Raw genomic sequence first — 21119 nt, forward strand, 5'->3', positions numbered from 1 at the left:
AAACAACACGGGGAGCACAAGGCTCCCAGTTTAACACAGTTAACTCCGACGCTGTCTTAATCCAGCGCCAGATCCCGGGTCATATTCTCCAGGCGGTCATCATGGACAATGATATTATCTTCGATGCGGATCCCGCCGTATGGCTTGAACGCGTCGACTTTATCCCAGTTAACGTACTGTTTGTTGTCAGTTTGCGCCAGCTCACCTAGCAAAGAGTCAATAAAATACAAACCAGGTTCAATGGTAAATACCTGACCAGCTTCAATCTTACGTGTACAGCGCAAGAACGGGTGCCCTTCTGGTGGTGCCTGATGCGTCCCCAGCTCATCCGCCATAAAACCGCCCATGTCATGAACCTGCAAGCCCAGGTGGTGACCCAGACCATGCGGGAAGAACGTCGATGTAATGCCCTGCGCCAGGATCCCGTCAACGCTCAGGCCACGCACCAGATCAAAATCCACCAGCACCTGAGCTATGCGCTTGTGGCAGTCCAGGTGCAACTCGCCATATAGCTTACCCGGTTGTAATCCCTGACCTAACTCAATCTGATGGGTATTCATCACCTCGATAAGATCAGAAAACTCTCCCTGACGCGCAAAATCATAAGTACGCGTAATGTCAGATGCGTAACCATTGAAGTTAGCCCCTGCATCAATCAGGAAAGATAAGTGCTGCTGCGGCGCACGACGCTCAAAATGTGTGTAATGCAAGATCGCACAATTCTCGTTTAACGCCACAATGTTGCCGTACGGCGTGTCATTTTCCATGTGCTCAGTGGCTTGCAAATAGGCCTGCTGAATACCGTACTCAGACTCTTTGGCATAAAAGGCATCGCGTGCGGCTTTGTGGCCCAGCACTGCAAGGCGATTTGCTTCGCGTAAACAGGTAAGTTCATAGTGGGTCTTGTAGGCGCGGTGGAAATGCAAATAGTTCATCACCGGCTCCGGGTTCACCTGCGTAAATCCGAGTGCTTGTGCCACTTCAAGATACTCACCAATATAAGCCAGGTTAGCTTTATCGTACGGTAAGTATTGTTCAACCTGATCGGGCTGAAGCAGCAATTGAATGTCAAAATAATCAGCCCAATAGTCACTCGGCTCGTCCGGTACTTTGTGCCAGAAATCCACTGGGCGATAGAAAATCAATTTAGGCTTATCAGTGCCATTCACGACCAGCCAACAGTGCGGATTATCGATGACCGGTAACCACGCCTTGAATTGCGGGTTCACCTTGAACGGATAATACATGTCATCCAGAAACTGGCGCTTGGCCTGCCCGGAGTGGATCACGAGCCCATCCAGATTCTCACGTTCAATTATGGTCTTCGTACGCTGTTGCAGCGTTGCGATATGCTCGGCATACAAATTTGCTAATTGTTCCATTGGTGTACCCATTTTATTTAATTCGCTTGTCACTGAGTCTAACATAGCGCCACAGGTTTAAAGAAGTAAAGCCGGCCGCGGTCAGCCTCGCTATCGCGAGACAAACCGACAACTGAACAGGGTATGCGCTTTACTTACCGCCAATCTGCATATCGAGAATGCCAGCCAGAATGTTCCCCTCACGACCTAACTTGGTGTGATAAACCTGGCGATACGCCATAACATTTTTGACATAGTCACGGGTTTCCCGATAAGGGATCAATTCGATCCATAACTCCGCAGGCATGGCCTCTTCCGGGATCCAGCGCTTCACACGATGAAAGCCGGCATTGTAAGAAGCTGTGGCCAGGATCTCATTGCCTTTATTCTTGCCTTTCAGGTAATCGAGATAATCGGTACCCAGACGAATATTGGTCGCCGGTTTCATTAATTGACGTGTCGATACCCGTGACTTAGCCACATACTTCGCGGTGCTGGGCAGGAGCTGCATCAAACCATATGCATCTGCATGGGAACGCGCATCGGGTGCGAATGAACTTTCTCTGCGGGCAATGGCAAAGCTCCATGCCAAATCAACCTTATTGCGTTCGCTGTAACGAACGAACAGATCGTCAAATGCCATTGGAAAACGTAAGTCTACATAGTTCCAGGCTTTGATCTGTGCCAGCGTATAAATGGTGCTGTCATACCAATCGAGCTCAGCTGCCAGTACCGACGCCGCCAGTTTTTCCGCGGTGCTTGAAGTATTGGTTAAATAATTCCACTCACGCCGCGCTGCGGTAAAACGCTCCAGCTCATAGAGCGCTTTTGCCCGTTTGAAGCCCGGCGCTTGTGATACCTTGGCCACAATGCTCGGCGGCACATTCAGCGGCTCAGCATTGAGTTGCGCAGGCAGATCCAGGCGCGCAGCGGCAAGAAAGCCATAGTAATCGCGCTTTGATGCAATTTGTCGCCACAAGGCTTGCGCCTTCTCCATCTGATTACGTTTGGCATAGCTATAGCCCAGCCAATATGTCTGACCATGACTGAGATTTTTCATGCCCGTAAACAACACAGCGATCCCTTCCCAGTCCTGCTCTTTAAGCATGTTACTCATCAGCCACTGGCGCAGTTTCTTATCCTGTAATTCCGCGGGCACTTTGTTTAGCCAGAACTTTGCCTGCTCATGCCCTTTGGACGCCAGTGCCAGGGCAAACCGATATGCCACACTGTCCTGTTGTGCCTGCGTAAAGGTAAACATGCCCTGCAATTTATCCCAGGCGCGCAATGCCAGCTTAGGATCGCGCCAGATCAAACGCCGGACACCATAGACGGCTATCTCTGCTTCTTTGGCAGAGCGCTGCTTATATCGGTAAAGACCAGCAGATGCGCTGGGATCGCGCCGTACGCTAAGATAGAGATCTGCCAAGTAGGCTTCTTTGCGGGGCAACAAGGTTTTTAAATACTTGAGTAGCGACGCCTGACCGCCCTGCGCGGCGTGCGTGATCCTTTGCCACACCAACGCTTGTGTCCGATACCCGGCTTTTTGCCAGCGGCTAAACAATTTGTCGCAAGCTTTAGGTTGTGATTTACCGACAACCCACAATGGTTCTACCTGATCCAAAATGGCTTTCTCTGGCGCGCCTAGGTCCAGCTGGAACTGTAAGTAGGTACATTTCAGATCCGCATTGGTGGTGTCCTGATAATGCTCTATAAAGAGGGCTTTTTTATTGCGACGCTTGAGATAATTCAACCAGCTCTTTCGTACCATCCAGTCCAGTGGCGTATGATCATAAATCGACAAAAAGCGCCCTATCTCGTCCTGATATTTTAGTTTTGGATGGCGTTTATAGAAGGTTGCCTCAACATAAGGCTTAAGGGGATGATCGAGCTCGGCAAGCGACTTTTTAAAGGCCTGATAATTGCCACTCCACGCCACCCGCTCTGCGTCTTTGAACGCCTGATGCGGATCCGCAGCTTGTCCCAGGTGGCTCCAGGCCCCGCTGCACACTGCAAGGCACGTGACAGCAAAACGACTAAACCATAATTTCATAGGCTTAACTTTCATTCTCTTGATTGGCAGTCAATGTTCTGGGGTGTCTAAAATGCAACTAAAAAAGGCCCACACCAAAACACCTTCCTTTCTGTGAGTTCCCTGCCCGGGCGCACTGTGTGCACACCAAACAGTCGTGTTTGACACCAGACTATTGTGTGACAACTTGCCCAAGGCTTAACGTCCGGACAAACCTTGTCATCCGGAAAATAATCAGCCAAACCACCTTAGCATTGTGCCTAACCCTTTGCAGTAAACCTGCGGTAAATTTTTCATTGCAATTTTCTTTTAAAGACGCCACACTGAATGAAATGACAACTCATCGTACCAGTGTAAAAACACGGGAGAACATGTATGTTAATGAAACGCGAGTCCTTTGTTGTGGATTTCTACAAAGGCAAAATCGCTGAGTTTAAGTTTTGTTTGCCAGGTTCGGTCAACAAATTATCTCAGCAAACCCTGCAAGATTGTCATGCGGCGCTCAAAGAGCTGGCACAACGTGATGACATCGACGGCCTGATTTTTAGCTCCGACAAAGACCACTTTATTGTTGGTGCCGATATTTTCGAATTCCTGCCCACCTTTGACCGCCCGGAAGCCGAACTGGTTGAATGGATCAAAGCAGCCACCGACGTATTTGATGCCCTGGAAGATTTACCTTTCCCAACCTTGTCTGCGGTCAATGGTCTGGCACTGGGCGGTGGTTGTGAGTGGGTACTTGCTACCGATTATCGTATTGCTTCTGAAAGCGCAAAGATTGGCCTGCCAGAAGTGAAGCTGGGCATTATGCCTGGCTTTGGTGGTACCGTACGTCTGCCACGCCTCATTGGTGCGGACAACGCGATGACCTGGATCACCACAGGTAAAGAAAACCGCGCAGCCAATGCCCTGAAAGTAGGCGCCGTGGATGCGGTGGTTGCTCAGGATAAGCTGATGGACGCCGCACTGCGTACCATGGAACAAGCAGCTGCTGGCAAGCTAGATTGGCGCGCCAAACGTCAGGTTAAGCTTGACCCGCTGAAAATGAACCGCGTTGAGCAAGGCATGAGCTTTGCAATGGCGGAAGGCATGGTGATGGCCAAAACTAAAGGTCACTACCCGGCTCCTGTGATGGCGGTTAAAACCATCAAAGCTGCTGCCAATATGGGTCGCGATGAAGCCATGGCCGTTGAGAACGCGAGCTTCGCTAAGTTGGCTAAAACCGCTGAAGCGGCGGCACAAACCGGAATCTTCCTGGCCGATCAGTACGTTAAAGGCGTTGCTAAGAAACAAGCGAAACAAAGCCAGACTGATATCAAACAAGCTGCGGTACTGGGCGCGGGCATCATGGGTGGCGGTATCGCTTACCAGTCGGCGTATAAAGGCACACCGATTGTCATGAAAGACATCAGTCAGGGTGCGCTGGACCTGGGCATGGGTGAAGCGGCTAAGTTGCTGGGCAAAAAAGTCGAGCGTGGTCACATGAAGCTGGACAAAATGGTTGGCACACTGGCACAGATCAAACCGACGTTGAATGACCGTGACCTGGAAGGCAGTGACATCATCGTTGAAGCGGTTGTCGAAAACCCTCAGATTAAGAAAACCGTACTGGCGGGCCTTGAACAGCAACTACCCGCAGGCACTATCCTGACCTCGAACACCTCAACCATTCGCATCGATGAACTGGCAGAAGGACTGACGCGTCCTGAACACTTCTGTGGTATGCACTTCTTTAATCCAGTGCCAAAAATGCCGCTGGTTGAGATTATTCGCGGCGCGAAAACCTCCGATGACACCGTTGCGGCTGTTGTCGACTATGCTCTGAAACTGGGCAAGTCGCCAATCGTTGTGAACGATTGTCCGGGTTTCTTCGTGAACAGAGTACTGTTTCCATACTTTGCCGGTTTCAGCCAGCTAGTCGTAGAGGGTGCTGACTTCACACAAGTCGACAAAGTCATGGAAAATGTCTTTGGCTGGCCAATGGGTCCGGCTTACCTGCTGGACGTTGTTGGGATCGACACAGCCAATCACTGTACCGGCGTGATGGCAGATGGTTTCCCAACCCGCATGGCACGTCAAGACAAAGATCCGGTTGCCCACCTGGCCAACGCAAATCGCTTTGGACAGAAAAACCAGAAAGGTTTCTACCAGTATGCACCTGACCGCAAAGGTCGCCTGAAGAAGAGCAAAGATGCCGACGCCGTTGCCCTGCTGAGTGAAATTTGTGATGCACCTGCACAGTTTGACAAACAAACCATCATCGAGCGCTGTATGGTACCGATGATCAACGAAGTCCTGCTATGTCTGCAAGAAGGCATTGTTGCCTCACCACAGGAAGCCGATATGGCGCTGATCTACGGTATTGGCTTCCCGCCGTTCCGTGGTGGCGCATTCCGTTATCTGGATCAACTGGGTCTGGCGGAATTTGTAGCAATTGCCGATAAGTACGCACATTTAGGCGAAATCTATCAGGTGTCGGAGCAAACCCGTGAGTGGGCAGCTGCCGGTAAAGTATTCTACAAAGTGGAGGGTCAGTAACATGGAACAGGCTGTAATCGTAGATTGTATTCGTACGCCAATGGGCCGCTCCAAAGCTGGCGTGTTCAAACACAAACGTGCTGAAGATCTGAGTGCCCACTTGATGAAAGGGCTACTAGATCGCAACCCGGCTGTGGCACCGGATTCTATCGATGACATTTACTGGGGGTGTGTACAACAAACCCTGGAGCAAGGCTTCAACGTGGGCCGTAATGCCGCCCTGCTGGCAGGTATTCCACATACCGTACCTGCTGTCACGGTAAACCGCTTGTGTGGTTCTTCCATGCAGGCACTGCATGATGCTGCACGTGCGATTATGACTGGCGCTGGCGATACTTACCTGATCGGTGGTGTGGAGCACATGGGCCATGTCCCGATGACGCACGGTAATGACTTCCACCCGGGTTTGTCGACTTCGGTTGCACAAGCCGCAGGCGTCATGGGTCTGACTGCGGAATACCTGGCTACCCTGCACGGTATTAACCGTGAGCAACAAGATGCTTTTGCGGTGCGCTCTCATCAACGCGCTCACGCAGCCACGGTCGAAGGCCGTTTCGCACGTGAAATTTTACCGATGGAAGGTCACGATGCCGATGGCGCGCCTGTCCTGGTTGAACACGACGAAGTTATCCGTCCGGAAACCACCATGGAAGGCCTGAGCCAGTTACGCCCGGTATTTAATCCGGCTTCAGGCACAGTCACAGCAGGTACGTCATCTGCTCTGTCGGATGGTGCTTCTGCCATGCTGGTTATGAGTGAGTCAAAAGCCAGAGAACTGGGCCTGCCGATCCGCGCACGCATCAAGTCAATGGCGGTTGCAGGCTGCGATCCATCCATCATGGGTTACGGTCCGGTTCCTGCCAGCCAGAAAGCGCTGAAACAAGCAGGTCTGAGCATTGAAGATATCGATGTGGCAGAGCTGAACGAAGCGTTTGCTGCACAGTCATTACCGGTTCTGAAGGACCTTGGCTTACTGGATGTTGCCGATGAGAAAGTCAACCTCAATGGCGGAGCGATTGCGCTGGGCCACCCTCTGGGCTGTTCAGGCTCACGGATCAGCACATCCTTAATCCATATTATGGAAGACAAAGATGCAAAGTATGGCCTTGCGACTATGTGTATCGGTCTTGGCCAGGGTATCGCCACCGTGTTTGAACGCGTTGACGACTAACCAGTACGCGATTCCCTAACCATTTTAACTTGGTGACCAAGGCAAGCTGCATATCGTAGCTTGCCTTTTTTATGTCCTGGCAGCGACCCATTCACACGAGTATTTATTTGTCATACAAGGCGCGCTAGAATAGGCGTTTTATTTTCCGGGGACACTGCCATGAACTTTGACAACACTGACCATACTCTTGATGCGATTGGCTTACGTTGTCCCGAACCCGTAATGATGATCCGCGGCAAAGTGAGGAAGATGCGCGAGGGTGAAACTTTGTTGATCCTGGCCGATGACCCATCTACTACCCGGGACATACCCAGTTTTTGTGAGTTTATGGATCACACTTTGGTAGCAAAAGAAGTGGATGACCTCCCTTACCGCTACCTGGTAAAGAAAGGAAAATGATTTTTAAGCTGGTGCGATTACCTCACCAGCCAAATTGCGCAAACTGTTTTTCGTGATATTAGTCTCGCTGCACAACAACCTGAGGGACAGAGCCTCTCAAATCCAGTGAAATGCGGTACCAGCCTTTTCTGTCTGGCATAAATCCAAAGTAGTTATATACCGTGTCACAGTCCGCGACAACCGCTTTGCCCACACTCACTTTGCCATCGTAGCGAAAGCCACAGTTATAACCTGGCGTCCATTTCGCATCCGCAATTTTAAATTCGTACACTTTACCTGGGCTCATAAAGCGGACCCGTACGCTGTATAGACCCGTCTGGGTCTGTGTCAATCGGTAGACTTCGTCGGCATCCCACAAAGTAAAGTCGCCGCGTAAATACATAGGTCTGTCCATCGCTGGAGACGTATTGCTTGTGACTTGCTGCTCACTTGAACTATCCGTTGACTGATGAGGTGCCGTCGTACAGGCACTCAAACCCAATGCCATTATCAAGGCAATGATGTGCTGTTTCATTGTTAATCCCGATCACAAAAATAAAAGCCAGCACGAATGCTGGCTTGTTTTAAGAGTGACTGTCTTAGTTTTGTAAGACAGAGATATCCGCCGTATTGAGGAACAAACGGCTAAGCTGGCTGAGTAACGCCAGACGGTTTTGCTTAACTGCTTCGTCGTCAGCCATCACCATGACATTATCAAAGAAGTTATCTACGGCTTCGCGCAGACTCGCTAGTCGAGTCAACGCCTGTTGGTAATCCCCTTGCGCATAAACCGGTGCCAGCTCGGCGGTCAGTGCTGCGACTTCCTGAGCCAACTGTTGCTCCGCAGCTTCAGACAACAAGGCTGTATTCACCTCAGCGTCGCTGGTGACATTATTCTTCGCCAAAATGTTGTTAACGCGCTTGTTGGCCGCAGCCAGCGCTTCTGCCTGTTCCAGTGTTCTGAAGTGGCTCACCGCTTTAACACGACGATCAAAATCAACCGGCTGAGAAGGACGACGTGCCAGTACCGCCTGGATCACATCTACCGCAATACCTTCATCCTGATACCAGGCACGGAAGCGACCCAGCATGAACTCAAAGACCTCTTCGCCAACATTGTCGTTGGTCAGCTTGTCACCGAACAAAGCCCGAGACTTTTCGACCAGCGCATGAATGTCCAGCTCCAGCTCTTTCTCAACCATGATGCGCAGTGCACCAATGGCTGCACGACGTAGAGCAAATGGATCTTTATCACCTTTTGGCGTCTGACCAATACCAAAGATCCCCACCAGGGTATCAAACTTATCAGCCAGTGCGACTGCGCAGCTGATTGGGTTTGAAGGCAAAGCATCGCCAGCAAAGCGCGGCATATACTGCTCATTCTGCGCCACCGCCACCTCTTCGGCCTCACCGTCAATACGTGCGTAATGCATACCCATTACACCCTGTACATCGGTAAACTCCATGACCATTTCAGTCATCAGATCCGTTTTGCTCAATAGGCCGGCACGTTCTGCTAACGCTTTATCTGAGCCCAATTGCTCAGCAATAAAGCCGGCCAACGCGGCAATGCGCTCTGACTTGTCTTTCAATGTGCCTAGCTGTTTCTGGAACAACACAGTGCCTAATGATTCCAGACGGCTTTCCAGCGTTTTCTTCTTATCGGTTTCAAAGAAGAACTGTGCATCCGCCAGGCGTGGACGAACCACTTTCTCATTACCAGAGATGACCACACTTGGATCTTTACTTTCAATGTTTGATACAAACAGGAATTTGTTGATCAGCTGACCTGACTTATCCAGTAGCGGGAAGTACTTCTGGTCGTCTTTCATGGTGTAGATCAGCGCTTCAGCAGGGACCGACAGGAACTCTTCCTCGAATGAGGCCACCAAAGTAACCGGCCACTCTACCAGGGCTGTCACTTCTTCCAGCAGATCTTCATCCATCGCAACAACCGCACCCAGCTTGTCCGCTTCAGCATTGATCTGTTCACGAATGAGCGCTTTACGTGCTTCATAGTCAGCGATGACATAGGCCCCTTTCAGCGTATCAAACGCGTCATCGGCATGATTGATGCTCACACGTTCCGGGTGGTGGAAACGGTGGCCTTGTAGCTGGTTTGAAATGGCTTTACCCAGGACTTCACCCTGTACTATTTCCCCACCTAGCAAGGCAGCGACCGTGTGAACCGGGCGGATAAATTGTGTTTTGTTGGCACCCCAACGCATTGGTTTTGGGATCGGCAACTTGGCCAGTGACTTGGCAATGGCATCGGATAACAGCGCGCTGGCCTGTTGACCTGCGACAGTGGCACGGTGCAACAACCAGGCCCCCTTGTCTGTTTCCAGTGTCTCCGCTTCAGAGACTTCGATACCACAGCCACGTGCCCAGCCCATTGCCGCTTTAGTCGGATTACCGTCTGCATCGAAGGCGGCTTTAGTTGCCGGACCACGCTTCTCAACCACTTTGTCCTGTTGCTGGGTTTGTAAGTTTGCGACTTTTAAACCCAGACGACGTGGTGATGCGTACCAGCTAATATCTTCAAATGCCAGCTCAAGGCCGGTCAGCTCAGCCTGCAGATTGTCAGCAAAGGATTCTGCCAGCTTGCGTAAGGCTTTTGGTGGTAACTCTTCAGTACCAATTTCAACAAGTAGATTTTCTGTGGTCATGATTAATCCTTACAAAGCGGGAATCCGAGTGCCTCACGGGCCTCATAATAAGCCTGAGCACAGGCCTTAGACAGCGCACGTACGCGTAGAATATAACGCTGGCGTTCTGTCACAGAAATCGCATGACGGGCATCCAACAGATTGAATGCATGCGATGCCTTCATTACCTGCTCATAGGCTGGTAAAGGCAGCCCCGCTTCGATCAGCTTCTGGCTTTCCAGCTCACACTGATCAAACTGCTTGAACAATGCGTCAACATCCGCATGCTCAAAATTGTAAGTCGACTGTTCAACTTCGTTCTGATGGAACACATCGCCATAAGTCACACGGCCCATAGGACCATCGGTCCAGACCAGATCATAAATGCTGTCCACACCTTGTATATACATTGCCAGACGTTCCAAACCATAGGTGATTTCGCCAGTAACCGGCGCGCATTCCAGACCACCCACCTGTTGGAAGTAAGTGAACTGAGTCACTTCCATGCCATTCAACCAGACTTCCCAGCCAAGACCCCAGGCACCCAACGTCGGTGATTCCCAGTTATCTTCTACGAAACGCACTTCATGAGTCAGGGTATCGATACCAAGCGCTTCCAATGAGCCCAGATATAGCTCCTGAATATTTTCAGGTGATGGCTTCAATACGACCTGAAATTGATAATAGTGTTGCAGGCGGTTTGGATTTTCGCCGTATCGGCCGTCAGTCGGACGACGACAAGGTTGTACATACGCGCTCGACATTGGCTCTGGGCCAATCGATTTAAGAAAGGTCAGCGGATGAAACGTGCCCGCACCCACTTCCATATCCAGTGGTTGCGCAATAACACAGCCTTGCTGTGCCCAATAGTCCTGTAAAGCCAGGATCAACCCTTGGAAGGTTTTGATATCGTATTTTTGCATAGTTGGCTTATTTTTGTATGGTACATGGAACCCAGTGTGGCTGCTCAAAACAGTGGCCAGTCCGGGCTAATAATGTCTGAAAATTATGCTCAGTATACCGCGAGCGTCGCGCTGTTTTAAGCGTTATCACTAAAAAAGCACGTAAAAAACCACGCTTCCCACTCTCTGTTTACCCGCTCATTTTGGCCTTTAAATATCAGACAAAGCATCAAAGTGAGCGCATGAAACAAAAAAGCCACTCGCTGTGGAGTGGCTTTTTGGAAGTTATCGACAAGCAGTAACTTGTTTATACATCCAGGTTCACAACGCGCAATGCGTTTTGTTCGATGAAATCGCGGCGTGGTTCTACTTGATCACCCATCAGGGTTGCAAACAACTGGTCAGCTGCAATGGCATCTTCGATGGTCACGCGTAACATACGGCGTGCCGCCGGATCCATTGTGGTTTCCCAAAGCTGGTCTGGGTTCATCTCTCCCAGTCCTTTATAGCGTTGTGTATACAAGCCGCGCTTGGACTCTGCAATCAACCAATCCAGTGATTCAGCGAATGTCTCAACAGGCTGCGTTTTTTCACCACGTTGTACATAGCCAGTTTCGCTGATCAAGTGTGCAACTGACTTACCTGTATTCACAATGCGAACATAGTCTTTTGATGTGATGAAGTCGTAATTCAGTGTATAAGCTTTATCCACGCCATGCTGGCGAATATTAACAACCGGATAGTACATGTGACGTTCGTCATCATAGCTTACTTCCGCATTGTAGATAGTGGCATCTTCATCATGCTTATCCAGGTCAGCAACGAACGCTTGAATCCAGCCTGTTACTTTCGCTTCATCACTCAGGTCTGCTTCACTAAGTTCATTCTGGTATAACAGACGAGACATCATGGCACGCGGGTACTTACGTGTCAGACGTTCGATCACGTCAATGGTTTTCTGATAATCATGGACCATATTCTCAAGGCGATTACCGGAAATGGCCTCGGCGCCCTCGCTTGAGTAGATACTGGCACCATCTAACGCTAACGTTGTCAGGTAGTCTGTCAGCCCATGGTCGTCTTTAATGTAGCGCTCTTGTTTGCCTTTTTTCACTTTGTACAGCGGCGGCTGAGCAATATAAACGTAACCACGCTCAATGATTTCCGGCATTTGACGATAGAAGAAGGTCAACAGCAGTGTACGAATGTGCGAGCCGTCGACGTCCGCATCGGTCATGATAATAATGCGGTGATAACGCAGTTTTTCCGGGTCGTATTCGTCACGGCCGATACCACAGCCCAATGCAGTGATCAGTGTGGCAACTTCCTGCGAAGACAACATCTTATCGAAACGTGCCTTTTCAACATTCAGGATTTTACCTTTTAGTGGCAAAATAGCCTGATTCTTACGGTTACGGCCCTGCTTAGCCGATCCACCCGCTGAGTCACCCTCCACAATGTAGAGTTCAGATTCTGCCGGGTCACGTTCCTGACAGTCAGCAAGTTTACCAGGTAGACCTGCTAAGTCCATGGCGCCCTTACGACGTGTCATTTCACGCGCTTTACGTGCAGCTTCACGGGCACGTGCAGCATCAATGATTTTGCTTACAACTGTTTTAGCATCGCCTGGATTTTCTAGCAGATACTCTGTTAGCTTTTCAGCCATTGCTTGTTCAACCGCACCCTTCACTTCACTTGAAACGAGCTTGTCTTTAGTTTGAGAAGAGAATTTTGGATCTGGCACTTTAACACTCACTACAGCCGTTAAGCCTTCGCGCGCATCATCACCTGTCGCGTTACTTGCTGTTTTAGCTTTCTTGTTAAAGCCTTCTTTTTCCATGTAGTTGTTTAGCGTACGAGTCAGTGCACTACGGAAACCCGCTAAGTGTGTACCACCGTCACGCTGAGGAATGTTGTTAGTAAAACAGTAAATATTTTCTTGGAATCCATCATTCCACTGCATGGATACTTCAACACTAATGCCGTCTTCACGTTCTGAAGTGAAGTTGAATACATTTTGATGAACAGGCGTTTTTTTGCGGTTCAGGTATTCAACGAACGCCTGAATACCACCTTCATATTTGAAATGGTCTTGCTTGTTCTCTTCACGCTCATCGCTCAGGATAATACTTACCCCGGAGTTCAGGAAAGACAGTTCACGCAGTCGTTTTGCCAAAATATCATAATGGAAGTTGGTATCAGAGAAAGTTTCCGCACTTGGCCAAAATCTCAGCTCTGTTCCCGTGCTCTCAGCTTCGCCAATTACACCCAGTGGCGCATCTGGTACACCCATAGTGTATTTCTGCTGATGCACTTTGCCATCACGGCGAATTGTTAGTTGTAGTTTTTCTGATAGTGCATTTACAACAGAAACACCTACACCGTGTAGGCCGCCTGATACTTTATAAGAATTGTCATCGAATTTACCACCAGCATGTAGCACGGTCATGATGACTTCTGCCGCAGACACCCCTTCTTCAGGGTGCAGTTCCGTTGGGATACCACGGCCATTGTCTCGAACTGACACAGAGCCATCAGTATGGATAGTAACGAAAATATCGTCACAGTGTCCTGCCAACGCCTCGTCAATAGAGTTGTCGACGACTTCGAAGACCATGTGATGTAGTCCAGTACCATCATCAGTGTCCCCGATATACATTCCCGGACGCTTCCTTACTGCATCCAATCCCTTCAGTACTTTAATACTCGATGAATCGTAATTATCAGACATGGTGTATTCCAATTATTTTGTTATTAAGCGGCCATGTTCCACGTGGAACATCTCAACATTTCGTTTCATGGGTTCCACAATGGCCTGGATACTTTCGGAGTTTATCGCAGTGATAAATAGCTGCGACTGACATTCTGCAAGTAAATGCGCGATGCTCAGCATCGTCTCCTGGCTCAACTCCGAAGGTAAATCGTCGATAAGCAATATGGATTGCTTCTCGGTCTCGACCTCAATTAAATTATTCTGTGCGATTTTTAGCGCATAGAGTGTCAACTTTAACTGACCCCGAGACAGTATATTTTCAACGCCGTGACCATTAGCATAAAAATTAAAATCGGCTTTATGCGGCCCTTTAGTTGTATAGCCAAGCTTGCTATCCCGCTCCAGTTGGGCGTTTAGCACCTCAGCTAGTTCCCCTTTCCAGCCTGCGTCATAGCGCATTTCAAGGCCTTTAAAGATGGGGCTTATCACCCCTATCTTATCAAAAAAATGGCGCTCAAACCTACTTATATACGCCTTTCTGAACATATTTATTTGCTCAGCCAAACGAACAAATTCTCTGTCCCAAGTACGTATCTGAAGCTGGTACTGAGCAGGCTTAGTTTTCAGCAAAGCATTTCGTTGTTTAAGCACTTTGTTGAAGTCTTTCCAGACACTATAAAACTGATGTTCCACGTGGAACACCCCAAGGTCGAGAAACTTTCGTCGCTCTTTTGGTCCGCCAAAAAACAACTCGTAGCTCTCTGGTGTGATCACCTGAGTGGGCAGGATCTGCGCCAATTCAGCGATTTTTCGACTCGATTGACCCTGGATCCTGAGCTGTGTTTCACCCTGTAAGTTTTTGCTTATACCTATGGGGATAGATAAACTATGAAGTTGCTTTTTACCATGAACAATACATTTATCTTGCTCATGACGGATCATCAACTTATGTTTGTTCGTTCTAAATGAACGTCCATTAGAAAGGAAATAAATGGCTTCAAGCAGACTGGTTTTTCCACTGCCATTTTCACCTAAAATGATATTGATTTGTTCGCTTGGTGAAAAAGAGAGGGCCTCAATATTGCGAAAATTATTGAGGCTAATTTGAGTTAAACTCATTTAAGAGCACACACTAATTTCTACAGGCGCATAGGCATAACGACATACATTGCAGTGTCGTCGCTCGCCCCTTCGATCAGGGCACTGCTATTGGTATCTGCTAATGTAAACTGCACATCTTCTGTTTTTAGTGTGTTAAGTACATCCAACAAATAGGAGACGTTAAAGCCAATTTCCAGGTCATCCCCCTGATATTCAACCTCAACAGTTTCCTCTGCTTGCTCCTGTTCCGGATTATTCGCACTGATCTTTAACATGCCATTCGACAGATTAAGACGGACTCCACGGAACTTTTCATTCGACAGAATAGAAACGCGCTGAAATGCACTGCGTAACCACTCTCGGTTTGCATTTACCAGCTTATCACCACCACGTGGTAGCACTCGGCGATAATCCGGGAAACGTCCATCCACTAACTTACTTGTCAAAGTAAACTCAGGATCTAAAATACGAATATGATTACTGCCAAACTGAATGGTGAGAGGCTCATCATCTGCAGGTAACAAACGCATGATCTCCTGCACACCCTTGCGTGGAATGATCAGCTGACGCTGTGTATTCAATGACGCACCTAATTGATGCTGGGCAATTGCTAGCCTGTGTCCATCGGTTGCAACTGTTTTAATCTCACTATTATCAACCTCAAAGGACATACCATTGAGGTAATAGCGCACGTCCTGATTGGCCATCGAAAAATGGGTCGCTTCTAATAACTGGCGCAGCTCAAGTCGGGTAATTTGAAACTCAACCTCGCCATCCCACTGTTCAAGATTTGGAAAATCTTCGGCTGCTAAGGTCGTCAAAGAGAATCGACTTTGGCCACTGGTCAGTAATAACTGATGCTCCTGACTACTCAGTTGCAACAAAGAACCATCCGGGAGACTCTTACATATATCGAGTAACTTTTTCGCTGGCAACGTGATACTGGCATCTGCGACTTGCTCTTCCAGTGTCACGTTTGCAACCAACTCAATCTCTAAGTCTGTGCCTGTCATCGATAACACGCCATTTTTCACTTCGACCAGAACATTGGACAAAATCGGCAGTGTGTGTTTTCGCTCAATGGCACCCGAGACCTGCATCAAGGGTTTTAAAAACTGTTCTCTTGAAATCGTAATTTGCATACTAGGCCCTTAAGACGACAATGTACGGATCAGGTTTTGATAATCTTCTTTTACTTCGTGACTTTCGTCACGCAGTGCTTTTACTTTACGACACGCATGCAACACAGTGGTGTGGTCACGCCCGCCAAAAGCATCACCAATCTCAGGTAAACTGTGGTTAGTCAGTTCTTTAGACAACGCCATAGCGACTTGCCTGGGTCGGGCAACCGAGCGACTACGACGTTTTGATAGTAAATCTGAAACACGAATACGATAATACTCGGCCACGGTACGCTGAATATTGTCGATGGTCACCAGCTTATCTTGTAATGCCAGCAGGTCACGAAGTGCTTCTTTTACAAACTCAATGGAAATCGGCCGGCCTGTGAAGTTGGCATTGGCAATCACCCGGTTTAAAGCCCCTTCTAGCTCTCGGACGTTAGAGCGCAATTTCTTTGCAATAAAAAATGCCACTTCGTGAGGCAAATTGATATTACTCTGTTGCGCTTTCTTCATCAGGATCGCAACACGCGTTTCCAACTCAGGTGGCTCAATCGCAATCGTCAAACCCCAGCCAAATCGAGATTTAAGACGATCTTCAACGCCTTCAATTTCTTTCGGGTATCTGTCCGATGTCAAAATGATCTGCTGATTGCCTTCCAGCAATGCATTAAAGGTATGAAAGAATTCTTCCTGTGAACGCTCTTTATTAGCAAAAAACTGGATGTCATCGATCATCAGCGCATCAACACTGCGGTAATAACGCTTAAACTCTTCAATCGCATTGTTCTGCAATGCCTTAACCATGTCCTGAACGAAACGTTCAGAATGCATGTAGACTATCTTGGCATCTGGTTTTTTATCTATAATGCCATTACCCACCGCATGTAACAGATGGGTTTTACCTAAACCTGTTCCACCATAAATAAAGACTGGGTTAAAAGCAGAACCTGGATTATCGGCAACCTGAGTTGCAGCGGCCTTCGCAAGCTGATTCGACTTACCTTCAACAAAGTTATCAAAGGTATAGTTTTCTTTAATATTGGACTTCACCCCAGATTTGGGAGCAGGTTCTACTTTAGCCGAACTGGGCGCGCCCGCCGATGAGGCAACCGGCTTAGTCACAGTTCCAGTTTGCGCACTCTGGCTACTCTCGCTAGAGGCTGGTGCACTGTTAACAGCGCCAATAGGTTTACTACCTACATCAAATCGTAGCTCAGGCGCTTCATCGCCACAGATCTCTGTCAGTAACTCACTGATGCGATTTAAATACTTTTCTCTCACCCAGTCCAAAACAAATCGATTTGGCGCATAGATGGTCAAGGTATCTTCGGTACTTTCTGCTTGTAGTGGTCGCACCCACATATTGAACTGCTGAGAAGGCAGCTCATCCTGCAAAACATATAAACAACTTTGCCAAACCGACAGATACACGTCGCACTCCGAAATAGTTAATATTCCCGTACATAAAAACCAAGGATATTGCCAGATTTACCAACAAGGTTATACACAGCTAATCCAAAGGATCGACGGAAATGCTTGTTTGTTATCATAAATACATAGGTGGAAGCCGGGTATTATGAGGGGATCTTATCCACAACATCAATATTGACTTTTTTAAAAATCAGGATCTTTCCTAGAAACAAATGCATCCAATTGTTTTTGTTGGGATTTTATTTTTCACCCTGTTTACTGATCTTAGCAAAAATACGCCAAGATCTCATCTAAAAAACACGATCATTTTAAGTTTTCCAGAGGATGTTGCCACTTTTCACCCAAGCTGTGTGGAAAACCTTATTTTGATCCGATCTAAGTTGATCACACCCGCACGCACAGATCGGATCCGATCTGAACGAACCAAATGGATCGCTAAATCTGCGGATTTTGATCCCACTCTATTTTGATCCCACTCTATATAGTATAAAGGTATAATGCGGAGCGTTTACCTCAGGGGATAACCGCCAGAATGACCGTTTTTTGTTATTTATGGCTAAAATCTATGCTTGATGGCGCGATTATGATTGACTTTCCTACGCCGCGGCATTAATATCTCGCGCTCGCAATGGCACCTGTGCCAGGATCGCGACCTGCATAGGATGTTTTAAACTTTAACCGATCGGATGGATTAGTTATGAAAAGAACTTTTCAACCTAGCGTTCTAAAACGCAAGCGTACTCACGGTTTCCGTGCACGTATGGCAACGAAGAATGGCCGTAAAGTACTAGCACGTCGTCGTGCTAGAGGCCGTAAAGTACTTTCTGCTTAATATATAAGTGGAAGACTTTAGCTTCAGCAGGGAGTTACGTCTGTTAACTCCCTCGCATTACTCCCGAGTATTTAACGACCCCGCTCGCGCAGCAACTCCTTATTTTACACTCTTAGCGAAACCCAATGATGCCGGACACCCACGTCTTGGACTCACTGTAGCTAAAAAACGCTGTAAAAAAGCTTGCCAACGCAATCGCATTAAACGCCTTGCCCGTGAAAGCTTCCGCTTAAACCGTCATAAGCTGGACAACATTGATATTGTTCTGATGGTAAAAACAGGCGTTGACGATCAGTCAAATGAAGAGCTCAGCAAACAACTGGCAAAATTATGGCGTAAAGTAAATGAACGCTGTAAACCTGGTGCCCCTAAGCCACCACCTCGTAAACGTCCAGGTAAAAAACGCCCAGCGTCTAAACAACACAATCCCAAACAGTCCTAGTATCACAACAACTGAACTTACGCGCATGCTCAAGCCAGGTTCGTGTAGCTATAATGCGTGGACGCGTTATTCGTTTACCTCATAAAACAGGGATAACCGCCAATTAATCGAGTTCAACTTATTGTGAATTCGCTAAAATCGCATAGGGCTCAATGGCTATTTTGACCCCGATAAGGTAAAGTTAGCTCACCTTTTAATCGCCAATTTCCCACTGATTTTTCGGGAATGGTTATCAGTCTGACGGCATCATCATGAATCACTCCTCCTCCACAACCTCATCGCGCATAGTGCAGCAATGTAAAGCGTGGATCCGGTGGCCATTCAAAGTATGCCAGACACTGATCAAAACACTGCTATTAGGTGTGATCCGTTTTTATCAGCGCTTTATCAGTCCGCTGTTGGGACCACACTGTCGTTATACTCCGACCTGCTCTCATTATGCAATCCAGGCAATTAATTTACATGGAATTGCAAAAGGGAGTTGGTTAGCGCTTAAACGCATATTAAAATGTCACCCTTTAAGTGCAGGTGGGGCTGATCCCGTGCCTGCTAAATCAACGCAAGATAAACAACACGAGAAATAAGAGCTGTTATGGAATCGCAACGCACGTTTTTATTTATCGGCTTGCTGCTGGTTTCCTTTTTACTCTTTACAGAGTGGTCAAAGGAACAAACCGCAGCCAATGCTGATACCAGTGCCGTCACACAACAAGTGGCCGGCCCCGCAAACAATGACCAAGTCGACGTACCGGCTTCCAGTCAGGCTGATGTGCCAATGCAGGCCACTGTGGCTACTCGCTCAGTCATTTCGGTAACCACCGATGTACTGGCAGTAAAAATTGACACCCGTGGTGGTGACATCGTCGAGGCGAAATTACTACAGCACGCCGAAACCCATGGCAGCGACCAACCTTATCTGCTATTAGGTGAGTTCGAAGGTAAAGAATACTTCGCACAAAGCGGCCTGATCGGCCTGAATGGTCCGGATGCATCAAGCCAGGGTCGCCCGGTCTATCAAAGCGAACAAACCAGCTACACATTAAGCGGTGATGAACTGCGTGTGCCGCTGACGTTTGTTGACAGCAAAGGCGTTCAGTTCAACAAGACCTATGTATTTAAACCAGGTCAGTATGATGTGGCATTGGAATACGATGTAACCAACTCAACTGCCGACCCGGTTCAAGTGCAACTGTATACGCAAATCAAGCGCACAGTGCAGGAAAAAGGCAGCATGGTTGACCAGACTTATCTGGGTGCAGCTTATGGTACCAGTGACGAGCCTTACGAGAAATACTCATTCTCTGATATGGCCGAAGCAAACCTGAACAAAAACACTCAGGGTGGTTACATCGCCTTTATCCAGCACTACTTCGTCAGTGCCTGGGTACCCGGTCAGACAACAAACAACACCATTTACAGCTCGCTACGCAATAACAACAGCATCATAGGTGTGAAAGGCGAAGCAACAAACATTCAGGGCAATGCTACAGCGCAGCTCACCGCGACTTACTACATGGGTCCAAAAGACATGGATGCGCTGGAAGCTTTACAAAAAGATCTGGATCTGACTGTCGACTATGGTTGGTTGTGGTTTATTTCTCAGCCTCTGCTTGAACTATTGAAGTTCTTATATTCTGGCGAAGGGTCATTCTTTGGTCTGTTTGATATTAACATCGGTGGATTAGGCAACTGGGGTTTGGCCATCATTGCTATCACCATTATTGTTAAGTCATTCCTTTACCCGCTCACCAAAGCGCAATATACCTCAATGGCTAAAATGCGTATGCTGCAGCCAAAAATGCAGGCACTGAAAGAGCGTTATGGCGATGACCGTCAGAAATTTGGTCAGGCAATGATGGAGATGTACCGCAAGGAAAAAGTAAACCCTATGGGTGGCTGCTTCCCACTATTGCTGCAAATGCCTATCTTCCTGGCTCTGTTTTATGTATTCCTGGAATCAACAGAGCTGCGTCATGCCGAGTTTATGCTGTGGCTGACTGACTTGTCTTCAAAAGACCCATACTATGTGCTGCCTATCCTGTTTGGTGCCAGTATGTTCCTGACTCAGAAGCTGCAACCTATGACGGTCACAGATCCAATGCAACAAAAGATGATGACCTGGATGCCGGTTATCTTCTCAGTGTTCTTTATCTGGTTCCCGTCTGGTCTGGTACTGTACTGGCTGGTCTCTAACCTAATCTCGATTGCCCAGATGCTGTATATCTATCGTGGCATGGAGAAAAAGGGCATGAAAGTCCGCGGTTAATTACCAAATTCACATACAAGAAAAACGGTCCACCACGGGCCGTTTTTTTATGCCTGTGATAATCCCTGAACAGTCTCACAGTCTCACAGTCTCACAGTCTCACAGTCTCACAGTCTCACAGTCTCACAGTCTCACAGTCTCACAGTCTCACAGTCTCACAGTCTCACAGTCCTCACAGTC

Annotated in this window: 16 protein-coding genes; 7 read left to right on the forward strand and 9 right to left on the reverse strand. The window is 48.1% G+C overall.

Annotated elements, in window-relative coordinates; genetic code table 11:
- Positions 1-56: 56 nt before the first annotated feature.
- Entirely contained in the window at positions 57-1382 is a 1326-nt protein-coding gene (gene pepQ, locus IY568_RS22820) for a Xaa-Pro dipeptidase (RefSeq protein ID WP_194868796.1), read from the reverse strand.
- 130 nt (positions 1383-1512) lie between these two features.
- Complete coding sequence (locus IY568_RS22825; RefSeq protein WP_228553532.1) at positions 1513-3414, reverse strand: transglycosylase SLT domain-containing protein; 1902 nt, start codon at positions 3412-3414, stop codon at positions 1513-1515.
- 354 nt (positions 3415-3768) lie between these two features.
- On the opposite strand from IY568_RS22825, the gene fadB reads away from it, so the two are divergent.
- The 3 genes from fadB to tusA all read left to right on the forward strand — a co-directional run bounded on the left by fadB (position 3769) and on the right by tusA (position 7501).
- A complete protein-coding gene (fadB, locus tag IY568_RS22830) occupies positions 3769-5931 on the forward strand; it encodes a fatty acid oxidation complex subunit alpha FadB (protein ID WP_194868797.1) in 2163 nt (720 codons plus the stop codon).
- Between the two features lies 1 nt (position 5932).
- Positions 5933-7102 (forward strand): acetyl-CoA C-acyltransferase FadA, encoded by a 1170-nt coding sequence (fadA, locus tag IY568_RS22835; protein WP_138536327.1) that lies wholly within the window; start codon positions 5933-5935, stop codon positions 7100-7102.
- A gap of 159 nt (positions 7103-7261) precedes the next feature.
- Positions 7262-7501 carry a sulfurtransferase TusA gene (gene tusA / locus IY568_RS22840; protein WP_010384842.1) on the forward strand — a complete coding sequence of 80 codons (240 nt, stop codon included), beginning with the start codon at positions 7262-7264 and terminating at the stop codon, positions 7499-7501.
- 58 nt (positions 7502-7559) lie between these two features.
- On the opposite strand, the gene IY568_RS22845 is transcribed toward tusA, so the two are convergent.
- From IY568_RS22845 to dnaA, 7 genes are all read right to left on the reverse strand, one after another.
- The gene (locus IY568_RS22845; protein WP_194868798.1) at positions 7560-8015 is read right to left on the reverse strand and encodes a hypothetical protein; all 456 of its coding nucleotides are present in this window, start codon (positions 8013-8015) and stop codon (positions 7560-7562) included.
- Between the two features lie 64 nt (positions 8016-8079).
- Positions 8080-10149, reverse strand: coding sequence for a glycine--tRNA ligase subunit beta (gene glyS / locus IY568_RS22850; RefSeq protein ID WP_194868799.1), 2070 nt, complete (start codon positions 10147-10149; stop codon positions 8080-8082).
- Between the two features lie 2 nt (positions 10150-10151).
- Complete coding sequence (gene glyQ, locus IY568_RS22855) at positions 10152-11051, reverse strand: glycine--tRNA ligase subunit alpha (RefSeq protein WP_010384845.1); 900 nt, start codon at positions 11049-11051, stop codon at positions 10152-10154.
- Between the two features lie 286 nt (positions 11052-11337).
- On the reverse strand, positions 11338-13761 hold the full coding sequence (gene gyrB, locus IY568_RS22860) for a DNA topoisomerase (ATP-hydrolyzing) subunit B (RefSeq protein WP_194868800.1): 2424 nt from the start codon (positions 13759-13761) through the stop codon (positions 11338-11340).
- A gap of 12 nt (positions 13762-13773) precedes the next feature.
- Positions 13774-14862, reverse strand: coding sequence for a DNA replication/repair protein RecF (gene recF / locus IY568_RS22865; protein WP_194868801.1), 1089 nt, complete (start codon positions 14860-14862; stop codon positions 13774-13776).
- Between the two features lie 20 nt (positions 14863-14882).
- Positions 14883-15986, reverse strand: coding sequence for a DNA polymerase III subunit beta (gene dnaN, locus IY568_RS22870; RefSeq protein WP_125561177.1), 1104 nt, complete (start codon positions 15984-15986; stop codon positions 14883-14885).
- Positions 15987-15995: 9 nt separating this feature from the next.
- On the reverse strand, positions 15996-17399 hold the full coding sequence (gene dnaA, locus IY568_RS22875) for a chromosomal replication initiator protein DnaA (protein ID WP_125561175.1): 1404 nt from the start codon (positions 17397-17399) through the stop codon (positions 15996-15998).
- Positions 17400-18096: 697 nt separating this feature from the next.
- On the opposite strand from dnaA, the gene rpmH reads away from it, so the two are divergent.
- From rpmH to yidC, 4 genes are all read left to right on the forward strand, one after another.
- Entirely contained in the window at positions 18097-18231 is a 135-nt protein-coding gene (gene rpmH, locus IY568_RS22880; protein WP_010384852.1) for a 50S ribosomal protein L34, read from the forward strand.
- A 7-nt stretch (positions 18232-18238) separates the two neighbouring features.
- Complete coding sequence (gene rnpA, locus IY568_RS22885) at positions 18239-18673, forward strand: ribonuclease P protein component (RefSeq protein ID WP_125561173.1); 435 nt, start codon at positions 18239-18241, stop codon at positions 18671-18673.
- A 251-nt stretch (positions 18674-18924) separates the two neighbouring features.
- A complete protein-coding gene (gene yidD / locus IY568_RS22890) occupies positions 18925-19257 on the forward strand; it encodes a membrane protein insertion efficiency factor YidD (protein WP_228553533.1) in 333 nt (110 codons plus the stop codon).
- Between the two features lie 8 nt (positions 19258-19265).
- Complete coding sequence (yidC, locus tag IY568_RS22895) at positions 19266-20939, forward strand: membrane protein insertase YidC (protein WP_194868802.1); 1674 nt, start codon at positions 19266-19268, stop codon at positions 20937-20939.
- Positions 20940-21119 lie beyond the last annotated feature (180 nt).

Source organism: Pseudoalteromonas sp. PPB1, from assembly GCF_015356275.1.
Taxonomy (GTDB): domain Bacteria; phylum Pseudomonadota; class Gammaproteobacteria; order Enterobacterales; family Alteromonadaceae; genus Pseudoalteromonas; species Pseudoalteromonas rubra_D.